We start from the raw sequence: 16,754 nt of genomic DNA on the forward strand, positions 1-16,754 counted from the left end.
GTGTCAAAAGTTGGGCGCGGCGCGCTGAAAATGTGGCGATGCCGGGGCAATACGTGCTGCCACGGCCTTACTTCGGGTCATCTAAGAGGTGGTTTTGAGGTCCTCCAGGATCATGTCAGACGCCTTTTCGCCAATCATGATTGCAGGCGCGTTGGTGTTGCCCGACACAATTTCCGGCATGATCGAGCAATCGGCGACCCGAAGCCCCGTGATCCCGTGCACCCGCAGCCTTGCATCTACCACGGCGTCTTCTCCTTGACCCATCTTGCAGGTCCCCGTCGGGTGATAGATCGAGGCGGTGTGGTCGCGTGCCCAATCCAGCGTTGCTTCGTAGTCATTGATGTCGAGGCTGGGGTTGGGACGGAATTCTTCGCTGATTTTAGAGGTGAGCGGCGCATGTCGCGCGATGGTACGCGCAATGTTGACGCCTGCCACCACGGTCTGACGGTCGGTCTGGGTCGAAAGATATCTGGGGATGATCTTCGGATAATCGCGTGGGTTCGCGCTCCTCAGGCGAATTTCGCCACGGCTTTCAGGGCGCAGTTGGCAAACGGACATGGTGAACGCGCTGAATTTGTCGGCCCCCTTGCCGGGGTTTTCGGCCGACAGGGGCTGTACGTGGAACTGGATATCTGGCGTTTCCAGATCGTCACGGGACCGCATGAAACCGGTGGCGAGGCTGGCTGCCATGGTCATCGGCCCGGACCGGAACATCAGGTATTTCAATCCGATCCGCGCCTGTCCCACAAGGCTCGACACCTCATCATTCAAGGTGGGTTCGTTGCATTTATAGACGAGCCGCGCTTGCAGGTGGTCTTGCAGGTTCTTGCCGACGCCATAAAGGTTTTGCGCGACATCAATCCCGTGCTCGGCCAGTTGCGCCGCCTCTCCGATGCCCGATGTCATCAACAGTTGCGGAGAGTTGATTGATCCGCCGCACAAGATCACCTCGCGACCGGCTTTGACCGTCACCGAATTGCCCGCCCGGTCTGTGTAGCTGACGCCCGTCGCACGGCTGCCGTCCAACGTGACGCGGTCCACCTGTGCGTGGGTGATGATCGTCAGATTCGTTCGCCCGCGCACCGGGTTCAGGTAGGCCACGGCGGCGCTGCATCGGCGGCCATTACGCGACGTCAATTGGAAGTAGCCCACCCCTTCCTGTGAAGCCCCGTTGTAGTCGGGGTTGAACGGATACCCGGCGGCCTGTGCCGCGGCGACCCATGCGTCTGTGATGGGCCGCTGAATACGCATGTTCGAGACAGAAAGCGGGCCTTGATCGCCGTGATATTCATCGGCGCCTCTTTCATTTCTTTCAGCGCGTTTGAACAGCGGCAACACATCGTCCCACGCCCAACCCGCGTTGCCCATTTGCCGCCAGCGATCATAATCCTGGGCCTGCCCGCGCACATAGAGCAACCCGTTCAGCGAAGATGACCCCCCTAAGACCTTGCCACGGGGCCATTCAATCGAGCGCCCGTTCAGGCCCGGATCAGGCTCGGTCTTGTAGCACCAATCGACGTTCGGGTTATGGATCGTCTTGAAGTAGCCGACCGGGATGTGGATCCACGGGTTCCAGTCGCGCCCCCCGGCTTCCAGCAAGATGACCGAGTTCTTCGAATCAGCGGACAACCTGTTGGCCAATACGCAACCTGCCGACCCCGCGCCAACAATCACGTAATCCGCTGATACTTCGGCCATTGTTGCTCCTCCCAGAGGTCGTGTCGTGGCACCGAAAAGTTTTTTCTTGCTCTTGAGACCATATGCGGACCAGTATTGAGACCGCAAGTATCAATATTTCGCATTATTGGGAGGTAAGCGACAATGAAGATGAACGCATCAAAGGCTCTGGCTCAGATATCACGCCGTGATCTGATGAAACTGACGGGCACCTACGGGGTGTCTTCGGTGGTGATGGGCGCGGCCACATTGACTGGCGCGGTGACGTTGCCTTCGTTGGCACGCGCCGTGGAATCCACCTACGATCGCCGCTACGGCACCGAAGCCCAGCACACGCTGACCTTGGGGGCGGCGGGCTTCAATCAACGCAACCTGCTGGTTGAGCGCGCGGGTGTTCTGGAGTTCGCCCGCGATCTGGAGGAGCGCACAGATGGTGCGATCCGCATCGAATTCATCGGTGACAACCAGATTTGTGGTCAGCTGAACTGTCTTGAGAAAGCGCAGTTGGGCGTGGTTGATTTCTATTCGGCCTCCACCCAGAACTCGGCCGGTTCCGCGCCTTATCTCAACGTGCTGGACTATGCTTATATGTTCCGGTCCCGTGCGGATCAGTATCACTTCCTCTACTCGCCTGAATCTCAGCGCCTTCTGCGTGACCCGCTGGAGCAGCGCCACGGCGTGAAGTTCCTGTTCAGCCATGCCGAATTGCGCGGATTGCAGATGGGCGCGTCCTTCGCCGAGCGCGATACGGTGACCACGCTGGAAGAGCTTTTTGGCACCCGTAACCGGGTGACGGGCACGCAGCTTGGTCGCATCGCGATGGATTTGATGAACCTCAACCCAACGCCGATTGCCTGGGAAGAAACCCTCGACGGTCTCCGTCAGGGTCTTGTCGACGGCGCCGAGACATGGGCCTCGGCCGTGGCCTACGCAAACATGTCGCCCGTGGTCAGCCAGTCGGTCGACCTGAAGTTCTTCTGCGGCACCGAGCATACGGGCATGAACGCAGAACTCTTCGACAGCATGGGCGGAGAGTTGCAGGATGCGATCATGGAATCCGCCTATCTGACACAGGTTCACGTGCAGGCCGCCAACGAGGCCGCCTTGGTCAACACGGTGGGTCACACCGATCCGCCAATGCCCGGCACGATCTTCGCCGAAAACGACGTGCGCGTGGCGAAACTGGGTGAAGATCAGATCCAGATGGCCCGTGAGATGTGCGCGCCAGAGTATGTGCCGGAGCCATGGGAGCAGTGGCGCGAGCGTCTGAACGGATGGGCCGGCGGTGCCGACACCTATCAAGAGATCTACGATGTCGCCCGTCAGATCCCAGCCGATACGCTGGCCGAGAACGTGGAGCCTCGCCGCTGGTGGCGCGGCTGATCTGCGACGCGGATCACCTTCATTGAGAAAAGCCTTGTCGGCGGCCCTTGGGTCGCCGCAAGTTTCTAAGACGCGGCGAAACGCCTGCAAAACGCAACTTTCACACGTCCGGGGAGGGACTGATGGGAGAGATTTTCACAGGCATGGACCAGATCATGGCGGCCTTCGCCGATGGCGACAGCTGGATGATCCGGGAAGCGCTGCGCGAGCCGGGCGCTTGGACGTTGGGGCTAATCCTGATGCTTCTGGGCGGTGTCATCGTCATGCTGATGTATCGCTATGTGCCGTTCATCGAGCGTCATCTCGAATCCTACACCATGGTCGTGTCGTACCTGACAATTGGGGGGATCATCTTCTTTGGGGTGATCCAGCGTTTCGTGCCGGGCATGTTGGGCATGGATTTCACCAATACGCCGCAGTGGTTGCGGCCCTGGGCCTGGACCACGTCCTTGCCGCCGTTCCTGTTCCTTGTGATGACGTGGGTGGGGTGCACTTATAACGTGAAGCTCCGCACGCATTTGTCGTTCAACGAGTTCCGCGCGAACATGGGCCGGCACGCCCAGATGGCGCTTCTGACCATGGACGCCTTGCTGTGGATGGGGTTCTCGTGGGTGGTTGTCGTGACGGGCAGCCGGGTCGTGGCCAATGCGGCCTCTAACTTCCAGATCGTGCCCGCAACCGATGGGTTGATGCAGTGGTGGTTCATTCTGGCCGTTCCGCTGTCGTTCGTGTTCCTCGTCGCAAGGGTGATGGAGAACTGGTTGCAGGACCTTGGGAATTATCGCTCCGGCAATGCGCTGATCGAGCAAGCCGTGATCGGAGGGGAATGATGTCTGACGGAACCCTTATCACGTTGCTGTCCTTGGGCGTCACGGCCCTGTTCATGCTGGGCGTACCGGTCTTCTTGGTGATCGGCTACTGGGTTATCGGCATGTCGTTCGTTCTGGGACTGCCCATCGACAACATTGCCGCCGCGCTCAGCCGCGTGTTCACCGATGGCTTTGCGCTTCTGGCGATGCCTTTGTTCATCCTGACCGGCGATCTCATAAACCGATCAGGCATTGCCCGAAGATTGACTGATTACGCCTACGCCTGTCTGGGCTGGATAAGAGGCGGGTTGGCCATGGCGGCGCTGGGGGCTTGCGGGCTTTTCGCGGCGATTTCGGGATCGAACTCGGCCACCACGGCGACCATCGGTTCCATGCTGCACCCCGAAATGGTGAAGGGCGGCTATGACGAGCGGTTCAGCGCGGCCACCGCAGCGGCGGGCGGTACGGTGGGGATCATCATTCCGCCGTCGATCATTTTCATCGTCTATGGCTTCTTGATGAACCTGCCCATCGGCGACCTGTTCATTGCGGGCATCATCCCGGGCGCGCTGATGGTCTTGGCGATGATGATCGCCTGCTTCGTGGTTTGCTTCAAGAACAAGTGGGGCATCATCACCAACCTGTCGATCGTGCGCGTATTCAAAACCGGTGTGGGCGCGTGGCTTGGCTTCTTCGCCATCGGCCTTGTGCTGTGGGGCATCTACACGGGCAAGTTCTCTCCGACCGAGGCGGCGGGCGTGACCGTAGGTTTCTGTGTGATCGTGGGTTTCGCTTGCCTTGCCATCACGAAGATCGTGGACCGCACCCATCCGGGTTTCGCGAAAAGGGAAGAGCGTCCCGTGGACGAACGTAGCCTTGGCGGCATGTTGGTCGTTCGCGGCTTCGGCCCACTGGAGTTGCCGTCGATTACGATGCGCTCGGCTCAGATCACCGGCATCCTTGCGCCACTGATCGCGGTTTCCGTGGTGATGCAGCAAATCCTGTCGGTGATGGGTGCTCAGGCATTCCTGACGGAATTCGTCACCTCGATGGGCGGCTATTATGCGGTGCTGTTCACAGCGATGGTGATTGTCTTCATCTCGGGTATGGTGCTGGAAAGCCTGCCCGTCACAATCATCCTTGCGCCGATCCTGGCCCCGATTGCCCACGATATTGGGGTGGAGCCTGTGCAATTTGCGGTGATCTTCCTGGTGGGCGCGTCGATCGGTTTCATCACGCCGCCCTATGGGTTGAACCTCTACGTAGCGTCTGGCGTTACGGGGGTGCCGTACTTCAAACTGTTGCGCTATACGTGGCCTTACCTGATCGCATTGATCTCGATCTGGATCATCGTGGCCCTGGTGCCCGCGCTTTCAACCGCGCTTCTGCCAGACCTGTAAGGAGATTAGGATGGACGGAGAGCGTCCCCGCGATACGATACCGACGAACCTCCGGCTTTTGATGGTGCTGGAGGAAGTAGCGCGCGTGGGTGTTCCGGTGACCCCGACCGAGGTGAATGCAAACCTCGAATTGCCCAAGCCGACGATCCACCGCCTTTTCGCCACACTGGAAGAAGAGGGTTTCTTGCAACGCGACATGGACGGGCGGACCTATTCGCCCGGCCCCCGGATGCGGGTTCTCGCGGCCTCGACCCTGTCGTCGCTGCGCATCCGTACCGCGCGACAGGCGATCCTGCGCCGCATGAGCCGTGAGATCGGAGAGACCTGCAACATCGCCCTGCCGGACCGCGACTGCATGGTGTATCTGGAACGTGTCGAGACCGAATGGCCCCTGCGCATCCAATTGCCTCAAGGCACGCGCGTACCGTTCCATGCGACAGCGTCGGGCAAGATGTACCTCAGTGCGCTCGCGCCCAATCACCTCAAGCGCTACATCAAGGCTGCAAGCCTGACCGAGCACACCGATAATACGATCACCGACCCGACCACCCTGATGGCAGAGTTGGACGAGGTACGCCGCAATGGCTACGCGTTGGACCGGGAAGAATTCATGCCCGATATGGTCGCGCTGGCGGTTCCGATCATGGACACCAACGAGAGGTTGATGGCGACGCTGTCGTTCCACGCCCCGACACAGCGTTTTGATGTAGCCCGCGCGATCACCTATCTGGAGTCGTTGCGCGAAGCGGCAAGTGATTTATCGCTGCTGATTTCGTCGGACCCGTAGGCCCCTTCTTCCCGTAACAGTGCGCCGCAACTTTGCCCTCATGTCGCTTTTCTGCGGCTATGGGTCGGATGGGATAGGCGTTTTATGTACCCATAGGGCAGGTATGGGGCGGAACACTTTTCAGCCGGAGCGCCGCCCATGACCACCCCTCAGCCTTTCAAGACGAATGTGAAAGCCCTTGTTGTGGGGGGCGGGGCCGTTGGCACCTCGATCGCGTATCACCTGGCGAAGGCGGGGTGGGATGATGTGGTGTTGTTGGAACGCGACGAGCTGACGTCGGGCTCGACCTGGCACGCGGCAGGTCTTTTGCCTTTGTTCAACATGTCTTTCGCCACGACCCACATCCACGATTATTCGGTGAAGTTCTACAAGGAACTGGAGGCCGAGACCGGGTTGAACGCGGGCTTTGCGGTGGTGGGCAATCTGCGCATGGCGCAGACGGACGAGCGGATGGATGAATACATGCTCTATGCCTCCACCGCCGAAACCGTGGGGGTGCCGTTCGAGTTTCTGACCCCCGATGAGATCAAGGAACGCTGGCCCCTGATCCGCACCGATGACCTGAAAGGCGCCCTTTATCACGCCACCGATGGCTACATTAACCCCGCCGACGTCACGATGGCGATGGCCAAGGGCGCACGGCAACGCGGGGTGGAGATCGTGCGTAAATGGCAAGCAGACGCGTTCCACTGGAACGGCTCGGCTTGGGAAGTGACCTGCACGAAGATGATCGAGAAGGGCGGTAACCTTGTGCCCTCGGACGAGCAGGTTGTCGTGACCGCAGAACACGTCGTCACGGCTTCTGGCAACCACGCGCAACGCACCGCCCAGATGTTGGGGATCAAGATGCCCGCGATCCCGGTGGAGCATCAGTTTATCGTGATGGATCAAGATCCGGCGCTGGTCTCTTACCGCGCCGAGGGCCACGCAGAACACCCGGTTATCCGCGATGCCGATGCGCAAAGCTACGTGCGCGAAGAACGCGGCGGCTGGATTTTGGGGGTCTACGAGAAGGACGCGCCCGCCCGGTTTGAATACGGCGTGCCCGACAGCTTCCGGGCGGACCTGTTCCCGCTGGCGCTCGACCGGATAGAAGACCAATACATGGCGATGATCCACCGCATCCCGACGTGTGAGGAAAGCGGTCTGAAGGACGATTTCAACGGCCCGATTTGCTACACACCCGATGGCAACCCGCTGGTCGGCCCCGCGCCTCGGATGAAGAACATGTGGCTAGCTGAAGGGTTCAGCTTTGGCATCACGGCTGCGGGTGGCACGGGCTATTACCTGGCGCAGATGATGGTGGAGGGCGAAGCCGAGATCGACATGGCCTCTCTCGATCCGCGCCGCTACGGCGACTGGATGACGACGGAATATGCGGCCCGCAAGAACGAGGAATGCTATGACCACGTCTACATTCTGCATCACCCCGATGAGGAACGCCCCGCCTGCCGCCCCCTGAAAACCGCACCTTCCTATGACCGGATGAAAGCCCGTGGTGCACAGTTTGGCTGCGTGAACGGGTGGGAACGGCCCAACTACTTTGGCCCCTTGGATGCGCCTGACAGCTTTGACCATGACAGCCGCAGTTTCCGGCGCGGGGGTTGGTGGGAGTATGCGAAGGCCGAGGCCGAGGCGGTGCGCAATGGTGTCGGGCTGATCGACGCCACCGCCTTCACCAAGCACAAGCTGCGTGGTCCGGGCGCGGCTGGGTTCCTCGACTGGTTCACCACCAACAAGCTGCCCAAGGTGGGTCGTATCAACCTGACCTACGCGCTGACAGCGGCGGGGACGACCCGCACGGAATACACCATCGTTCGGCTGGCCGAAGATACGTTCTATCTGGTCAGCGCAGGCGCGTGGCAGGCCTATGACAGTGATTTCCTGGCCCAAGCGATCAACGACAACGTGGATCGGTTCGGGCCGATGTGGCTGGACGATTGCACGGGCCAACATGGCGTCTTTGCGATTGCCGGGCCGAAATCCCGTGACGTGCTGCAAGAGCTGGTCTGCGATGCGGACCCGGCCTCGGCCCTGTCCAACAAGCGCTTCCCCTGGCTGTCGGCCCGCAAGCTGGAGCTGAAGATGTGCCCCGTCAATGCAATCCGCGTCGCTTATACCGGCGAGTTGGGGTGGGAATTGCACCACCCGATGGAGATGCAGAACTACCTTTTCGATCAGTTGATGGCGGCGGGTGAAAAGCACGGACTGAAACTGGTGGGCGCAAGGGCGCAGAACTGGCTACGGCAGGAAAAAAGCTACCGAGCGTTCGGGACCGAACTGGGCCGCGATGCGACGCCGCTAGAGGCAGGGTTGGACCGGTTCGTAGACCTGAGCAAAGACTTCCACGGAAAAGAGGCGATGGAGGCCAAGGGCATCCGCTCGAAGTGCGTAACGGTTCTAATCGACGGCCCCGCTGATGCAGACCCATGGGGCCGAGAGGCGCTGGTGGTAGACGGCGAAAAGGTCGGTCGCTTGACCTCGGGCGGGTATTCCGTGGCCTTCGGCAAACAGATCGGCATGGGCTATGTGCGCCCGGATCTGGCCGAGGTCGGCACCAAGCTACAAGTGCGCATGTTCCGGCAGTTGTTTGATGCCGAGGTCGTGGAAGACAGCCCCTACGACCCCAGCAACACAACGATCCGGGTCAACGCGCCGGGGTTTTGACTGACCGGCGGGCGAGACGCTGGCCCGCGGTTCTTGCAAAGCAAGAACCGCAAGCCTCGCCCCTCCCGCCGCCCCGTAGCGGCGCTGCGAAGAGGGCGGGTAACCGCCCGAAGAGAAGCGCGTTACTGGTTCATCAAGCGACCCATGATGTTAGGGTCCATCATCGCCTGCATCAGCCCGCTTTCCTGCATGCGGCGCATGGCGATTTCCGCGGTGCCACAGGACTGCCCAGTCTGCATGGCGAAGTCTGGGTTGATCGGAACGGGCGTGGCTGATGCCATCTGCTCGACCGAGGTAATCTGAACCGTGGCGAACACATCCATTTCGTCGAGGTAGCTGCTGACAGCCGCATCGCCACCTTCGGCGCGAATGGCGTCAAGCGTGCAGGCCGCTGCGCTGCGCATTTCGTCGTCCCACGCCCAATCCGGCATGGCGGCGGCCATTTCCGGCACGCGAGCGGTCAGAAAGGCTTCCATGTTTTCGCTCGCGGCAAGGGTAGCGGCCTCCAGGCGCTCAATCTCGGATTGCGCGAAAGCGGCGGGGGCGGCAAGCAGGGTCAAGCCCGCTGCAAAGGCTATATGTTTCATGAGTTTACGTCCGTTGATGAAGAGTTTCCCGCGCCACCATGGGGGCCGCGCGGGCATATGCCAAGGTCAGGAAAACCTTGAGCTTTGGAGCAGCGAACCTTCGCCGTAGTCCTTCTGCGTCACAAGGTGAAGGGTGTGGGCCTGCTCTAGCCCTGCAAACAACGGCGTGCCCGCGCCCAACACGACCGGGGCGCGTTTCAACGTCAGTTGTGTCAAATGCCCGGCCCGCGCGATGGCGCTGGCCAGAACCCCGCCACCACACAGGTAGATCGGGCTGGGGGCTTCTTGCCTTAGGCGGTTCAGGCCCGCCAGATCCCGCCAGACCTCGACATTGTCGCCGGGTAGATTCAGGGTCGAGGACACAACGATACACCGCATCGCCGGATACGGGTTTGCGCCCAAGGCAAGCCCATGTTTGAGGCCGAATTCATAGGTGCGCCGTCCCATGAGGGCGGTTGAATAGCGCGCGAGTCGGGCGAGGTAATCGTCCACGATTGCGCCTTGATGGGGGAAGGCGGAAACATCCGAATAGGGGCCCGCAATGAAGCCGTCGGCAGAGACAGCCACGTCATAGATAATAGGTTGCATGAAAATGCTCCGAGATAAGATCGCCAAGGGCACGCATTTCCGCGTGCGGGTGTCTCAGGCTGTCTTGATCATCGGCAGGGTCCCTCCGGATTGACCGAAAGGTAGCAATATCATGGGTCGTCTGTCTAGTCGCGGCCCGTCGCGGCGGTGCGCAAAGCGGCCATCAGCGGATCGCCTTGGGCGTCGCGTTCGGTAAACTCTTCCAGGGCGTGTTTGTAGGCCATCTCGTAGAACAGCTTGTGCTGGCCCCAGGCCAGGAAACCCGCACCTTTCAGGCCGGGAGGGCGGATCATCAGGTCAGACGCGGGATTCAAGGCAGTTCGCATGTCCGACTGGCCGACCAAAAGGGACCGCATAACTGTAGAGATAACGCCGGGCACCCGCGTGTGCGTCTTGGCGAAGGGGTTGACCGTTTGGCGCAGCAATTGGCCACGACCGGGCAGGCTGGCATAATCCACATGGATTGTTTTGTTGGTGGCCCGTTGGACGTTTACCACAACATTGGGGCCAGACTTCAGGCCATGCATGGTGCGGAATGGCATGTTGTCAATGCAACCGCCATCGACCAGCATCCGGCCTTCACGGGTAAAGAAGGGCGGCAGAACGCCGGGAATGGCGGAGGAGGCGCGGATCGCCTCCCACAGGGGGCCACGGGTAATGACCGTCTTGCACATCTCTGAAAGGTCAGCAGCCACGGCGTAATAGGGCAGCCAGAGATCTTCGATGGGTTCCGACCCGAAGTGTTCCTGCAACGCGCCGTCCAGCACCTTGTGATCGAGGAAGGCGAACTTGGGCACGGTGATTTTGCGCATTGCGCCCGATCGCACAAAGATCTGCTCTACCCTTGGGCCGATTTCTTCGGCGGGCACACCAAGGGCAATCGCGCCCCCCATGGCAGAGCCGACCGAGGTTCCGCCAACGATATCCACGGGCAGGCCCATTTCGCCCATCGCGCGGTAAACGCCCACATGGGCCACCCCAAAGGCGCCGCCACCTGACAGCACGAGTCCCACGGCGTTGCCCGACAGGAACCGGCCAAGGCGTGCGATGTCGGCATCGCCCCCGGTCAGCGCCACGTGGTGGTGCAGGAACACCGGCCGTGAATCGAGCCAACGTCCGGTACCCGCAGCCTTCTGCATCCGATGTGGGTGCAGCAGCACAAGGCGACGTTGGCTTTCCGGCAGGATCTGAAGGGCGAAAGACTCCAGCTCGGACGGTTCTTGATAGTTGATCGCTTGCGCCACGATCACCGCTTGGTCCGCTTGCTTCAACGCGGCTCTCGACCAGTCACCATCCAGGGCATTGGCCACAAACAGCACGATCTGCGCCCGTTGCTCCTGGGCGTTCAGCCAAGCGATGGATTCGGGCGCAGAGGGGTCGGCGCGTTCGCCCATGGCCTCTTTGAAGGCGGCCTCGGTTACGAGGGCTACGGTGTGATGGGCCTCAATCGCGCGGGTCAAATCTGGCACGAAGCGTTCGGGCAGGGGCGCATTGGCGGCGGGCAGGATACAGAATGTACGGGCAGGTGGGCGGCCCGGGTCAGGGGTCACGCGGGCGGATGTCTTGTCCAGCCGATGGGCCAATTCGGCGGCCATGGCCTGGGGCAGACCTTCTACCTCGGAACAAAGGGCATCATAAGCCGCGCGGTCGATCCGGTAGACGATGCTGTCACGGGCCGCGACAACATCTGCGGTGCGCGCCGATCCGGTCAAGAAAGCGATCTCTCCGATCACAGTCCCGGCGCCGATCTCGGCCAGGTCCACGCCGTCACGCTCCACCCGGAACCGGCCCGAGAATACCAGGTACATCGCCTCGGCGGGCGTTCCGGCGGTGATCAGTTTGTGGCCGCGTTCAACGGGCGTATGGGACAACCGCGCAAAGGCGGGGCCTTGCAGGAGGTTGAACAAGCCTTCGGGCGCAAAGTCGCTTTGCATCAATTGTCTTTCTGATCGTCTTTTCGGTGCCGGCGATCCCGAGGAAGGCCATGAATTCAAAGATAATAAACACCGGATTAGGCGAAAGCGAAATGTTTCGTTACGTAAGGTCGCCTTGGTTAGGGTCTATGGCGCTCAAGAGCAAGTTGTTGGCTGGCATATCTTGCGGCGTATCGGGTGACAGGCCGGCATTTGTCCAAGCGTCTAGCACCCAACGGACGTCTTTGTATCCGGCGCCGGGGTTCTCGGATCGGATACGGGCGTCAAACTCGGCGTCGCCGTCAGAGGTGGTCTTTCCGTCGCGAAGAAAGGGGCCATAGACCACGACACGGCCGCCGGGGCGCAGGGCGTTTGCCATCTCGGACAGACAAGTCGCGGCAGCGGCATCGGGGATCAGGTGCAGAAGATTGGCCAGAAAGATCAGATCAAATGGGCCGTGCTGCTGCGACCAGCCCGGTTCACTGGCATCAAGCGCCATGGGGGGCGCGATGTTGGTAGACTGCTCGGCTCTGGTCCAGGCCTCGATGGACGCTCGCCGCGTTTCATCGGGGTCTGAAGGCTGCCAATGAAGGCCGGGCAGGGCTTTGGCAAATCCGACCACATGCTGCCCGGTGCCCGAGGCGATTTCCAATGCCCGGCCCGTTGGTGGGGCCAACTGCCTAAGGGCATCGGTGATCGCATCCCGGTTGCGCAGGGCGTAGGGGGCGCTCAGCCGTCCATCGGTGTAGGTGGGCGACTGTTCTTCGGTCATTGGTCGGCCTGCATCAAGATTTGCAACGCGCCTGTCGATGACAGGTGGGCCATGAAGGCTTCCACCGTATTGCACCCCATGACGATGGCTGTGGTCTGGTCATCGCTGACCCCTTCAAGGCGCACCACATTGGCACTGCCCGCCAGAACTTCTGCGGGGGTGAGCGTGGCCAGATGGGCCTCCATCTCGGTGACCATTTGCGTCACGGCTGCGTCGCCTGCGAGATCCACGAAGCCATCAAACATGCAGCTATAGGCGGCTTGCAGATCGTCGGACAATTCTGCCGAGGGCATGTGCCCCTCCAGCGCCGGGGTCTGGGCGACCATGGCCTCGAACGTCATGGCATTCATGGTTACGGTCACGGCCTCGTACCGCTCAAACGTTGATTGTGCCTGAGCGGGGAGGGCGCTGACAGCGAGCGCCAGCGCAAGGGGGGCGGTGCGGATCACTGGCTTTGCAGGGCCTGCATCGCGCCGGATTCGGCAAGGCGCTGCATTTGCAGTTCCAGCAGGCCGCATTCGGTATTGATTTGCTGCACTTGGGCCGCCGTCAGCCCTTCGGGCACACCAGCGCTGAAAGTGCCATCCAGCAGGTCGGCAGGGCGGGCGGCGGCAATGGCGGTTTCAAACTCGGTCAGCATGGCATCAACGCCTGCCTCGCCCACGGCATCTTCATAGTCACGCAAGGCGCAGCGCCCGGCGCGGCGTTCCGGGCGGCCCCATTCGGCAGACGGAAGGATGCCTTGAAGGACAGGGTATTGGCTTGCCAGCCCCTGATAGGTGAGCGTTGTCATCTGTTCGCTCAGCGCCTCGAAACGCTCAAGATGGGTTTGGGCCGAGGCCGCAACGGGCAGGGTCAGAAGCGCAGCAGCTACGCCTGCACGCAGGAAGGGGAAATGCATTAGGGTCTCCGGTCGTTTGGTTGGCCGATAAAAGCTTTGACACAGAGAATAGGTCTGATTGCGGCGAGTTCCAAGTTCCGGGTTTCCCGACCTTGGCGGAAACTTGCGCGGGCTTGGAGCGCTTATCCTCTCAAAGCCCAAGTTTTGTTGTGCAAGAGGCGCCCTGATTAAACCGATTGAAACCGCGATGGAGAGAGCGCTTTTACCACGGATGGGTCCAGCGAAGGGGCTGTGCCAGAGACAAGATCGGCAAGCAGTTGGCTGGCGGCGGGGGCTGTCTGAAACCCGTAGCCCCCCTGTCCAGCGGACCAGAGGAAGCTGGGATCAGCGGCATCGGGGCCGATCACAAGGCAGCGATCCGGGGCGAAGGTGCGCAAACCCGCCCAAGTGCTAGTGACGCGGGTGACGTCTTCGGTCACGAAAGGCTGGTAGCGGGCGATGCCTTCGGCCAGAACCATATCATCGGCGTAGGCGTCATGGGGTATGGAGGGGTCTTCTTCCGCCGGAGAGACCAGCCAGGCGCCTGCATCAGGTTTGGCGTACCAGTCTTCGCCTGCGCCGAAAATCATCGGCCAGCGGCTGACGTCGTGGCCACCCGGCGCAGGCATCCGTGCCATGGAGCGCCTGTAGGGGGTCAGCCCGATCGGTTCGATACCCGCGAGGCTAGCAATCTGGTCTGCCCAGGCGCCGGCTGCATTCACGATGTGATGCGCATGGAGGGTTTGGCTATTGGTTGTGACCTCCCACCCGGCGTCCGTGCGTGACAGGGCGGTGACGGTCTGGCCGGTCTCCACCGATCCATTGGCGCGGATCGCGCGGGCGAAGTACTGCACCATGCGATCGGTATCGATATCCCAAGCCGCGTCGTGATGCGCGGCACGGGTGATATGGTCCGTGTTGAGGATCGGGACGAGGGCGCAGGCCTCTGCGACCGAGATCTCGGTCAGGTCCATGGCCTTGACGTCGTGATCGAAGGCGTCCGCCTCGGCCTCGCTCGCCAGCATCAGCAACCCGCGCGGCGACAGGAAGCCGCCATCGAGCGTGTGGTGATCATCCAGCGATGCGTGGTTCAGCGCGACCGTCACCGGGTGGCCGTAGTTCGCCTCGTAGAGCGCGGCCGACCGGCCGGAGGTGTGATAGGCCAGCGCGGGCTCAACCTCCAGGAGGCAGGTGGTGCCGAGGGCCGCGAGCCGTGCCCCGGCGGAGGTGCCGGCGATGCCGCCACCGATGATGAGGAAATCATAGGTCATGGGCGTAGGCGTGACATGGGGAAGGCGTGTGGGCAAGGGGGTGTGATGTCTTGGAGGGCTGCGTATTTCGAGGGGGCGGGACTGAGTTGTATTTGCCAAGATGAAGGAGCAGCGGTGCGGGACAAAAGGCCCGCCGGATGGGGCGGGCCTTTCGCTATTAGTATCGGAGGCGGATCAGTTGGGAATGTCGCCGGTGATGCCTTCAACGAAGAAGTCCATGCCTGCCAGCGTGCCGTCATCGGCCACTTCGCCTTCAGCCAACCAAGCGGTGCCATCCTGGCGGTTGATCGGGCCGGTGAAGGGGTGGTATTCGCCCGCCGCGATGGCGTCGATCATCTCTTGCGCCGAGGCGCGGACCTCTTCCGGGATCGCTTCGGTCATTTCGCCGATTCCGACCATGCCCGGGCCGATGCCGTCCCAACGGTCCGACTGTTCCCAAGTGCCATCCATCGCAGCGCCGACACGCTCGATGTAGTAAGGTGCCCAGTTGTCGATGATCGAGGAGATCCGCGGCGCAGGCGCGAATTGCGCCATGTCCGAGGCTTGGCCGAAGGAGTAGATGCCGGCCTCCTGCGCTGCCGCCTGGGGAGCAGTGGAATCGGTGTGTTGCAAGATCACGTCAGCGCCCGCGTCGATCAGCGCCTGGGCGGCCGCGCCTTCGGCTGCCGGGTCGAACCAAGTGTAAGCCCAGACCACGCGGAATTGGACATCGGGGTTCACGGCGCGGGCGTGCAGGAAGGCGGAGTTCATGCCACGGATGACCTCGGGGATCGGGAAGGAGCCGATGTAGCCGATGATGTTGCTTTCGGTCATCTGGCCCGCGATGTGGCCCTGGATCGCGCGGCCCTCGTAGAAGCGCGCTGAGTAGGTGGAGACGTTGGGATGCTCGCGCAGGTAGCCAGTGGCGTGTTCAAACAGCACATCGGGGAACTGGGCAGCAACGGCGTTGGTTGCCTCCATGTAGCCAAAGGACGTGGTGAAGATCATGTCCGCGCCACCCAGGACCATCGTAGTAATCGCACGCTCGGCGTCGGCACCCTCGGGCACGGATTCAAGGTAGACTGTTTCAACCTGGTCGCCGTAGGCTTCCTCAACGGCCAAGCGGCCTTGGTCATGTTCATAGGTCCAGCCCAGATCGCCCGTAGGGCCGACGTAGATAAAGCCGACTTGGAACGGGTCGTGGCCGTCTGCAAAGGCCGCACCGGCGAGGCCAGTGGCAAGCGCTGCGCTGGCCAGAAGTTTGGTCGTGAGTTTCATTATTCATCCCCTCTGTTGGATTCTGGTTGTTGTGTGTTTTTGTGGTCTGCGGGTGCGGCCTCGGTCAAGGCGGCAGTGACGAGGCCGGCGGGAACGGCAATAATGCCGATGCCGATCAACATGATGATGCCGGTGAAGATGCGCCCGCCCACGGTGATTGGATAGACGTCGCCGTAGCCCACTGTGGTGAAGGTGGCGATTGCCCACCACAGGCTTTCGGGGATCGACGAGAACCCGTCAGGTTGGGCCTCATGCTCAAAATGGTAGATGCCCACGGACGCCAGATAAAGCGCCACGCAGGCAATGAAGAAGAAAATCGCGAACTCGGTTTTGGCCTGGTCCAGGGCCCGTGCGATACGGTCAAGCGCGCGGTTCGCTTTGAACAGTTTCAGCAGCCGCAAAATGCGCAGAAGGCGGATCGCCCGGATGGTGGCGAAATCCGGCAGCAGGAAGACCAACGCGGGCACGATGGCGAGGAAATCAACGATGCCCCAGAAGCTGAACGCGTATTTCAGGGGCTTTTCCGAACAGGACAACCGCAAGGCGTATTCGATGACGAATACTGTCAGGATCAAGATCTCTGCAGCGACCAGAACGGCGTTCACGCGTGGTGACAGGTCTGGCATCGTTTCAAGGGCAATCACAACCGCCGAGAGGCAGATCAACCCATAGATGGCCAGCGCCACAACCCGGCCCAGACGGGGGTGCGTACCGTCGAGGATTTCGATGATGTCAGATCGGGACAAGGAAAGTGGCATTTGAG

At 61.3% G+C, this 16,754-nt stretch carries 15 protein-coding genes; 5 read left to right on the plus strand and 10 right to left on the minus strand.

The annotated features are described in order from the left end of the window. Positions 1–81 precede the first annotated feature (81 nt). On the minus strand, positions 82–1,698 hold the full coding sequence (locus AADW23_RS07370) for a choline dehydrogenase (protein ID WP_341863865.1): 1,617 nt from the start codon (positions 1,696–1,698) through the stop codon (positions 82–84). A gap of 129 nt (positions 1,699–1,827) precedes the next feature. Between AADW23_RS07370 and dctP the strand changes: the two genes are divergently transcribed. The 5 genes from dctP (at position 1,828) to AADW23_RS07395 (ending at position 8,723) form a co-directional block, all read left to right on the plus strand. Next, entirely contained in the window at positions 1,828–3,060 is a 1,233-nt protein-coding gene (gene dctP / locus AADW23_RS07375; RefSeq protein ID WP_341864300.1) for a TRAP transporter substrate-binding protein DctP, read from the plus strand. Between the two features lie 122 nt (positions 3,061–3,182). After that, positions 3,183–3,890: a TRAP transporter small permease subunit gene (locus AADW23_RS07380; RefSeq protein WP_341863866.1), complete on the plus strand. Its 708-nt coding sequence runs from the start codon at positions 3,183–3,185 to the stop codon at positions 3,888–3,890. After that, positions 3,890–5,269, plus strand: coding sequence for a TRAP transporter large permease (locus AADW23_RS07385; RefSeq protein ID WP_341863867.1), 1,380 nt, complete (start codon positions 3,890–3,892; stop codon positions 5,267–5,269). The genes AADW23_RS07380 and AADW23_RS07385 overlap by 1 nt, the downstream gene beginning before the upstream one ends. Positions 5,270–5,279: 10 nt before the next feature. After that, complete coding sequence (locus AADW23_RS07390; protein ID WP_341863868.1) at positions 5,280–6,056, plus strand: IclR family transcriptional regulator; 777 nt, start codon at positions 5,280–5,282, stop codon at positions 6,054–6,056. A 138-nt stretch (positions 6,057–6,194) separates the two neighbouring features. After that, positions 6,195–8,723: an FAD-dependent oxidoreductase gene (locus AADW23_RS07395; RefSeq protein ID WP_341863869.1), complete on the plus strand. Its 2,529-nt coding sequence runs from the start codon at positions 6,195–6,197 to the stop codon at positions 8,721–8,723. A 122-nt stretch (positions 8,724–8,845) separates the two neighbouring features. On the opposite strand, the gene AADW23_RS07400 is transcribed toward AADW23_RS07395, so the two are convergent. The 9 genes from AADW23_RS07400 to AADW23_RS07440 form a co-directional block, all read right to left on the minus strand. Continuing rightward, positions 8,846–9,310, minus strand: a complete 465-nt coding sequence (locus AADW23_RS07400) for a hypothetical protein (protein WP_341863870.1) — start codon at positions 9,308–9,310, stop codon at positions 8,846–8,848. A 66-nt stretch (positions 9,311–9,376) separates the two neighbouring features. Beyond that, positions 9,377–9,898 carry a dihydrofolate reductase family protein gene (locus AADW23_RS07405; RefSeq protein ID WP_341863871.1) on the minus strand — a complete coding sequence of 174 codons (522 nt, stop codon included), beginning with the start codon at positions 9,896–9,898 and terminating at the stop codon, positions 9,377–9,379. Positions 9,899–10,023: 125 nt separating this feature from the next. Then, entirely contained in the window at positions 10,024–11,832 is a 1,809-nt protein-coding gene (locus AADW23_RS07410; RefSeq protein WP_341863872.1) for a patatin-like phospholipase family protein, read from the minus strand. Between the two features lie 100 nt (positions 11,833–11,932). Next, positions 11,933–12,583 carry a DUF938 domain-containing protein gene (locus AADW23_RS07415; protein ID WP_341863873.1) on the minus strand — a complete coding sequence of 217 codons (651 nt, stop codon included), beginning with the start codon at positions 12,581–12,583 and terminating at the stop codon, positions 11,933–11,935. After that, on the minus strand, positions 12,580–13,032 hold the full coding sequence (locus tag AADW23_RS07420; protein ID WP_341863874.1) for a hypothetical protein: 453 nt from the start codon (positions 13,030–13,032) through the stop codon (positions 12,580–12,582). The genes AADW23_RS07415 and AADW23_RS07420 overlap by 4 nt, the downstream gene beginning before the upstream one ends. Then, positions 13,029–13,484: a hypothetical protein gene (locus AADW23_RS07425; RefSeq protein ID WP_341863875.1), complete on the minus strand. Its 456-nt coding sequence runs from the start codon at positions 13,482–13,484 to the stop codon at positions 13,029–13,031. The genes AADW23_RS07420 and AADW23_RS07425 overlap by 4 nt, the downstream gene beginning before the upstream one ends. Before the next feature lie 167 nt (positions 13,485–13,651). Continuing rightward, complete coding sequence (locus AADW23_RS07430) at positions 13,652–14,734, minus strand: FAD-binding oxidoreductase (RefSeq protein WP_341864301.1); 1,083 nt, start codon at positions 14,732–14,734, stop codon at positions 13,652–13,654. 174 nt (positions 14,735–14,908) lie between these two features. After that, a complete protein-coding gene (locus tag AADW23_RS07435; RefSeq protein WP_341863876.1) occupies positions 14,909–15,991 on the minus strand; it encodes a BMP family ABC transporter substrate-binding protein in 1,083 nt (360 codons plus the stop codon). Further along, positions 15,991–16,749 (minus strand): ion transporter, encoded by a 759-nt coding sequence (locus tag AADW23_RS07440; RefSeq protein ID WP_341863877.1) that lies wholly within the window; start codon positions 16,747–16,749, stop codon positions 15,991–15,993. The genes AADW23_RS07435 and AADW23_RS07440 overlap by 1 nt, the downstream gene beginning before the upstream one ends. Between the last annotated feature and the right edge of the window lie 5 nt (positions 16,750–16,754).

The sequence above is a fragment of the Gymnodinialimonas sp. 57CJ19 genome (assembly GCF_038396845.1).
GTDB lineage: Bacteria > Pseudomonadota > Alphaproteobacteria > Rhodobacterales > Rhodobacteraceae > Gymnodinialimonas.

Excerpts from the sequence above, each read along its gene's own strand:
- AADW23_RS07370 (WP_341863865.1), bottom strand. The coding sequence starts at position 1,698 with ATGGCCGAAGTATCAGCGGATTACGTGATTGTTGGCGCGGGGTCGGCA.
- dctP (WP_341864300.1), top strand. The coding sequence starts at position 1,828 with ATGAACGCATCAAAGGCTCTGGCTCAGATATCACGCCGTGATCTGATG.
- AADW23_RS07380 (WP_341863866.1), top strand. The coding sequence starts at position 3,183 with ATGGGAGAGATTTTCACAGGCATGGACCAGATCATGGCGGCCTTCGCC.
- AADW23_RS07385 (WP_341863867.1), top strand. The coding sequence starts at position 3,890 with ATGTCTGACGGAACCCTTATCACGTTGCTGTCCTTGGGCGTCACGGCC.
- AADW23_RS07390 (WP_341863868.1), top strand. The coding sequence starts at position 5,280 with ATGGACGGAGAGCGTCCCCGCGATACGATACCGACGAACCTCCGGCTT.
- AADW23_RS07395 (WP_341863869.1), top strand. The coding sequence starts at position 6,195 with ATGACCACCCCTCAGCCTTTCAAGACGAATGTGAAAGCCCTTGTTGTG.
- AADW23_RS07400 (WP_341863870.1), bottom strand. The coding sequence starts at position 9,310 with ATGAAACATATAGCCTTTGCAGCGGGCTTGACCCTGCTTGCCGCCCCC.
- AADW23_RS07405 (WP_341863871.1), bottom strand. The coding sequence starts at position 9,898 with ATGCAACCTATTATCTATGACGTGGCTGTCTCTGCCGACGGCTTCATT.
- AADW23_RS07410 (WP_341863872.1), bottom strand. The coding sequence starts at position 11,832 with ATGCAAAGCGACTTTGCGCCCGAAGGCTTGTTCAACCTCCTGCAAGGC.
- AADW23_RS07415 (WP_341863873.1), bottom strand. The coding sequence starts at position 12,583 with ATGACCGAAGAACAGTCGCCCACCTACACCGATGGACGGCTGAGCGCC.
- AADW23_RS07425 (WP_341863875.1), bottom strand. The coding sequence starts at position 13,484 with ATGCATTTCCCCTTCCTGCGTGCAGGCGTAGCTGCTGCGCTTCTGACC.
- AADW23_RS07430 (WP_341864301.1), bottom strand. The coding sequence starts at position 14,734 with ATGACCTATGATTTCCTCATCATCGGTGGCGGCATCGCCGGCACCTCC.
- AADW23_RS07435 (WP_341863876.1), bottom strand. The coding sequence starts at position 15,991 with ATGAAACTCACGACCAAACTTCTGGCCAGCGCAGCGCTTGCCACTGGC.
- AADW23_RS07440 (WP_341863877.1), bottom strand. The coding sequence starts at position 16,749 with ATGCCACTTTCCTTGTCCCGATCTGACATCATCGAAATCCTCGACGGT.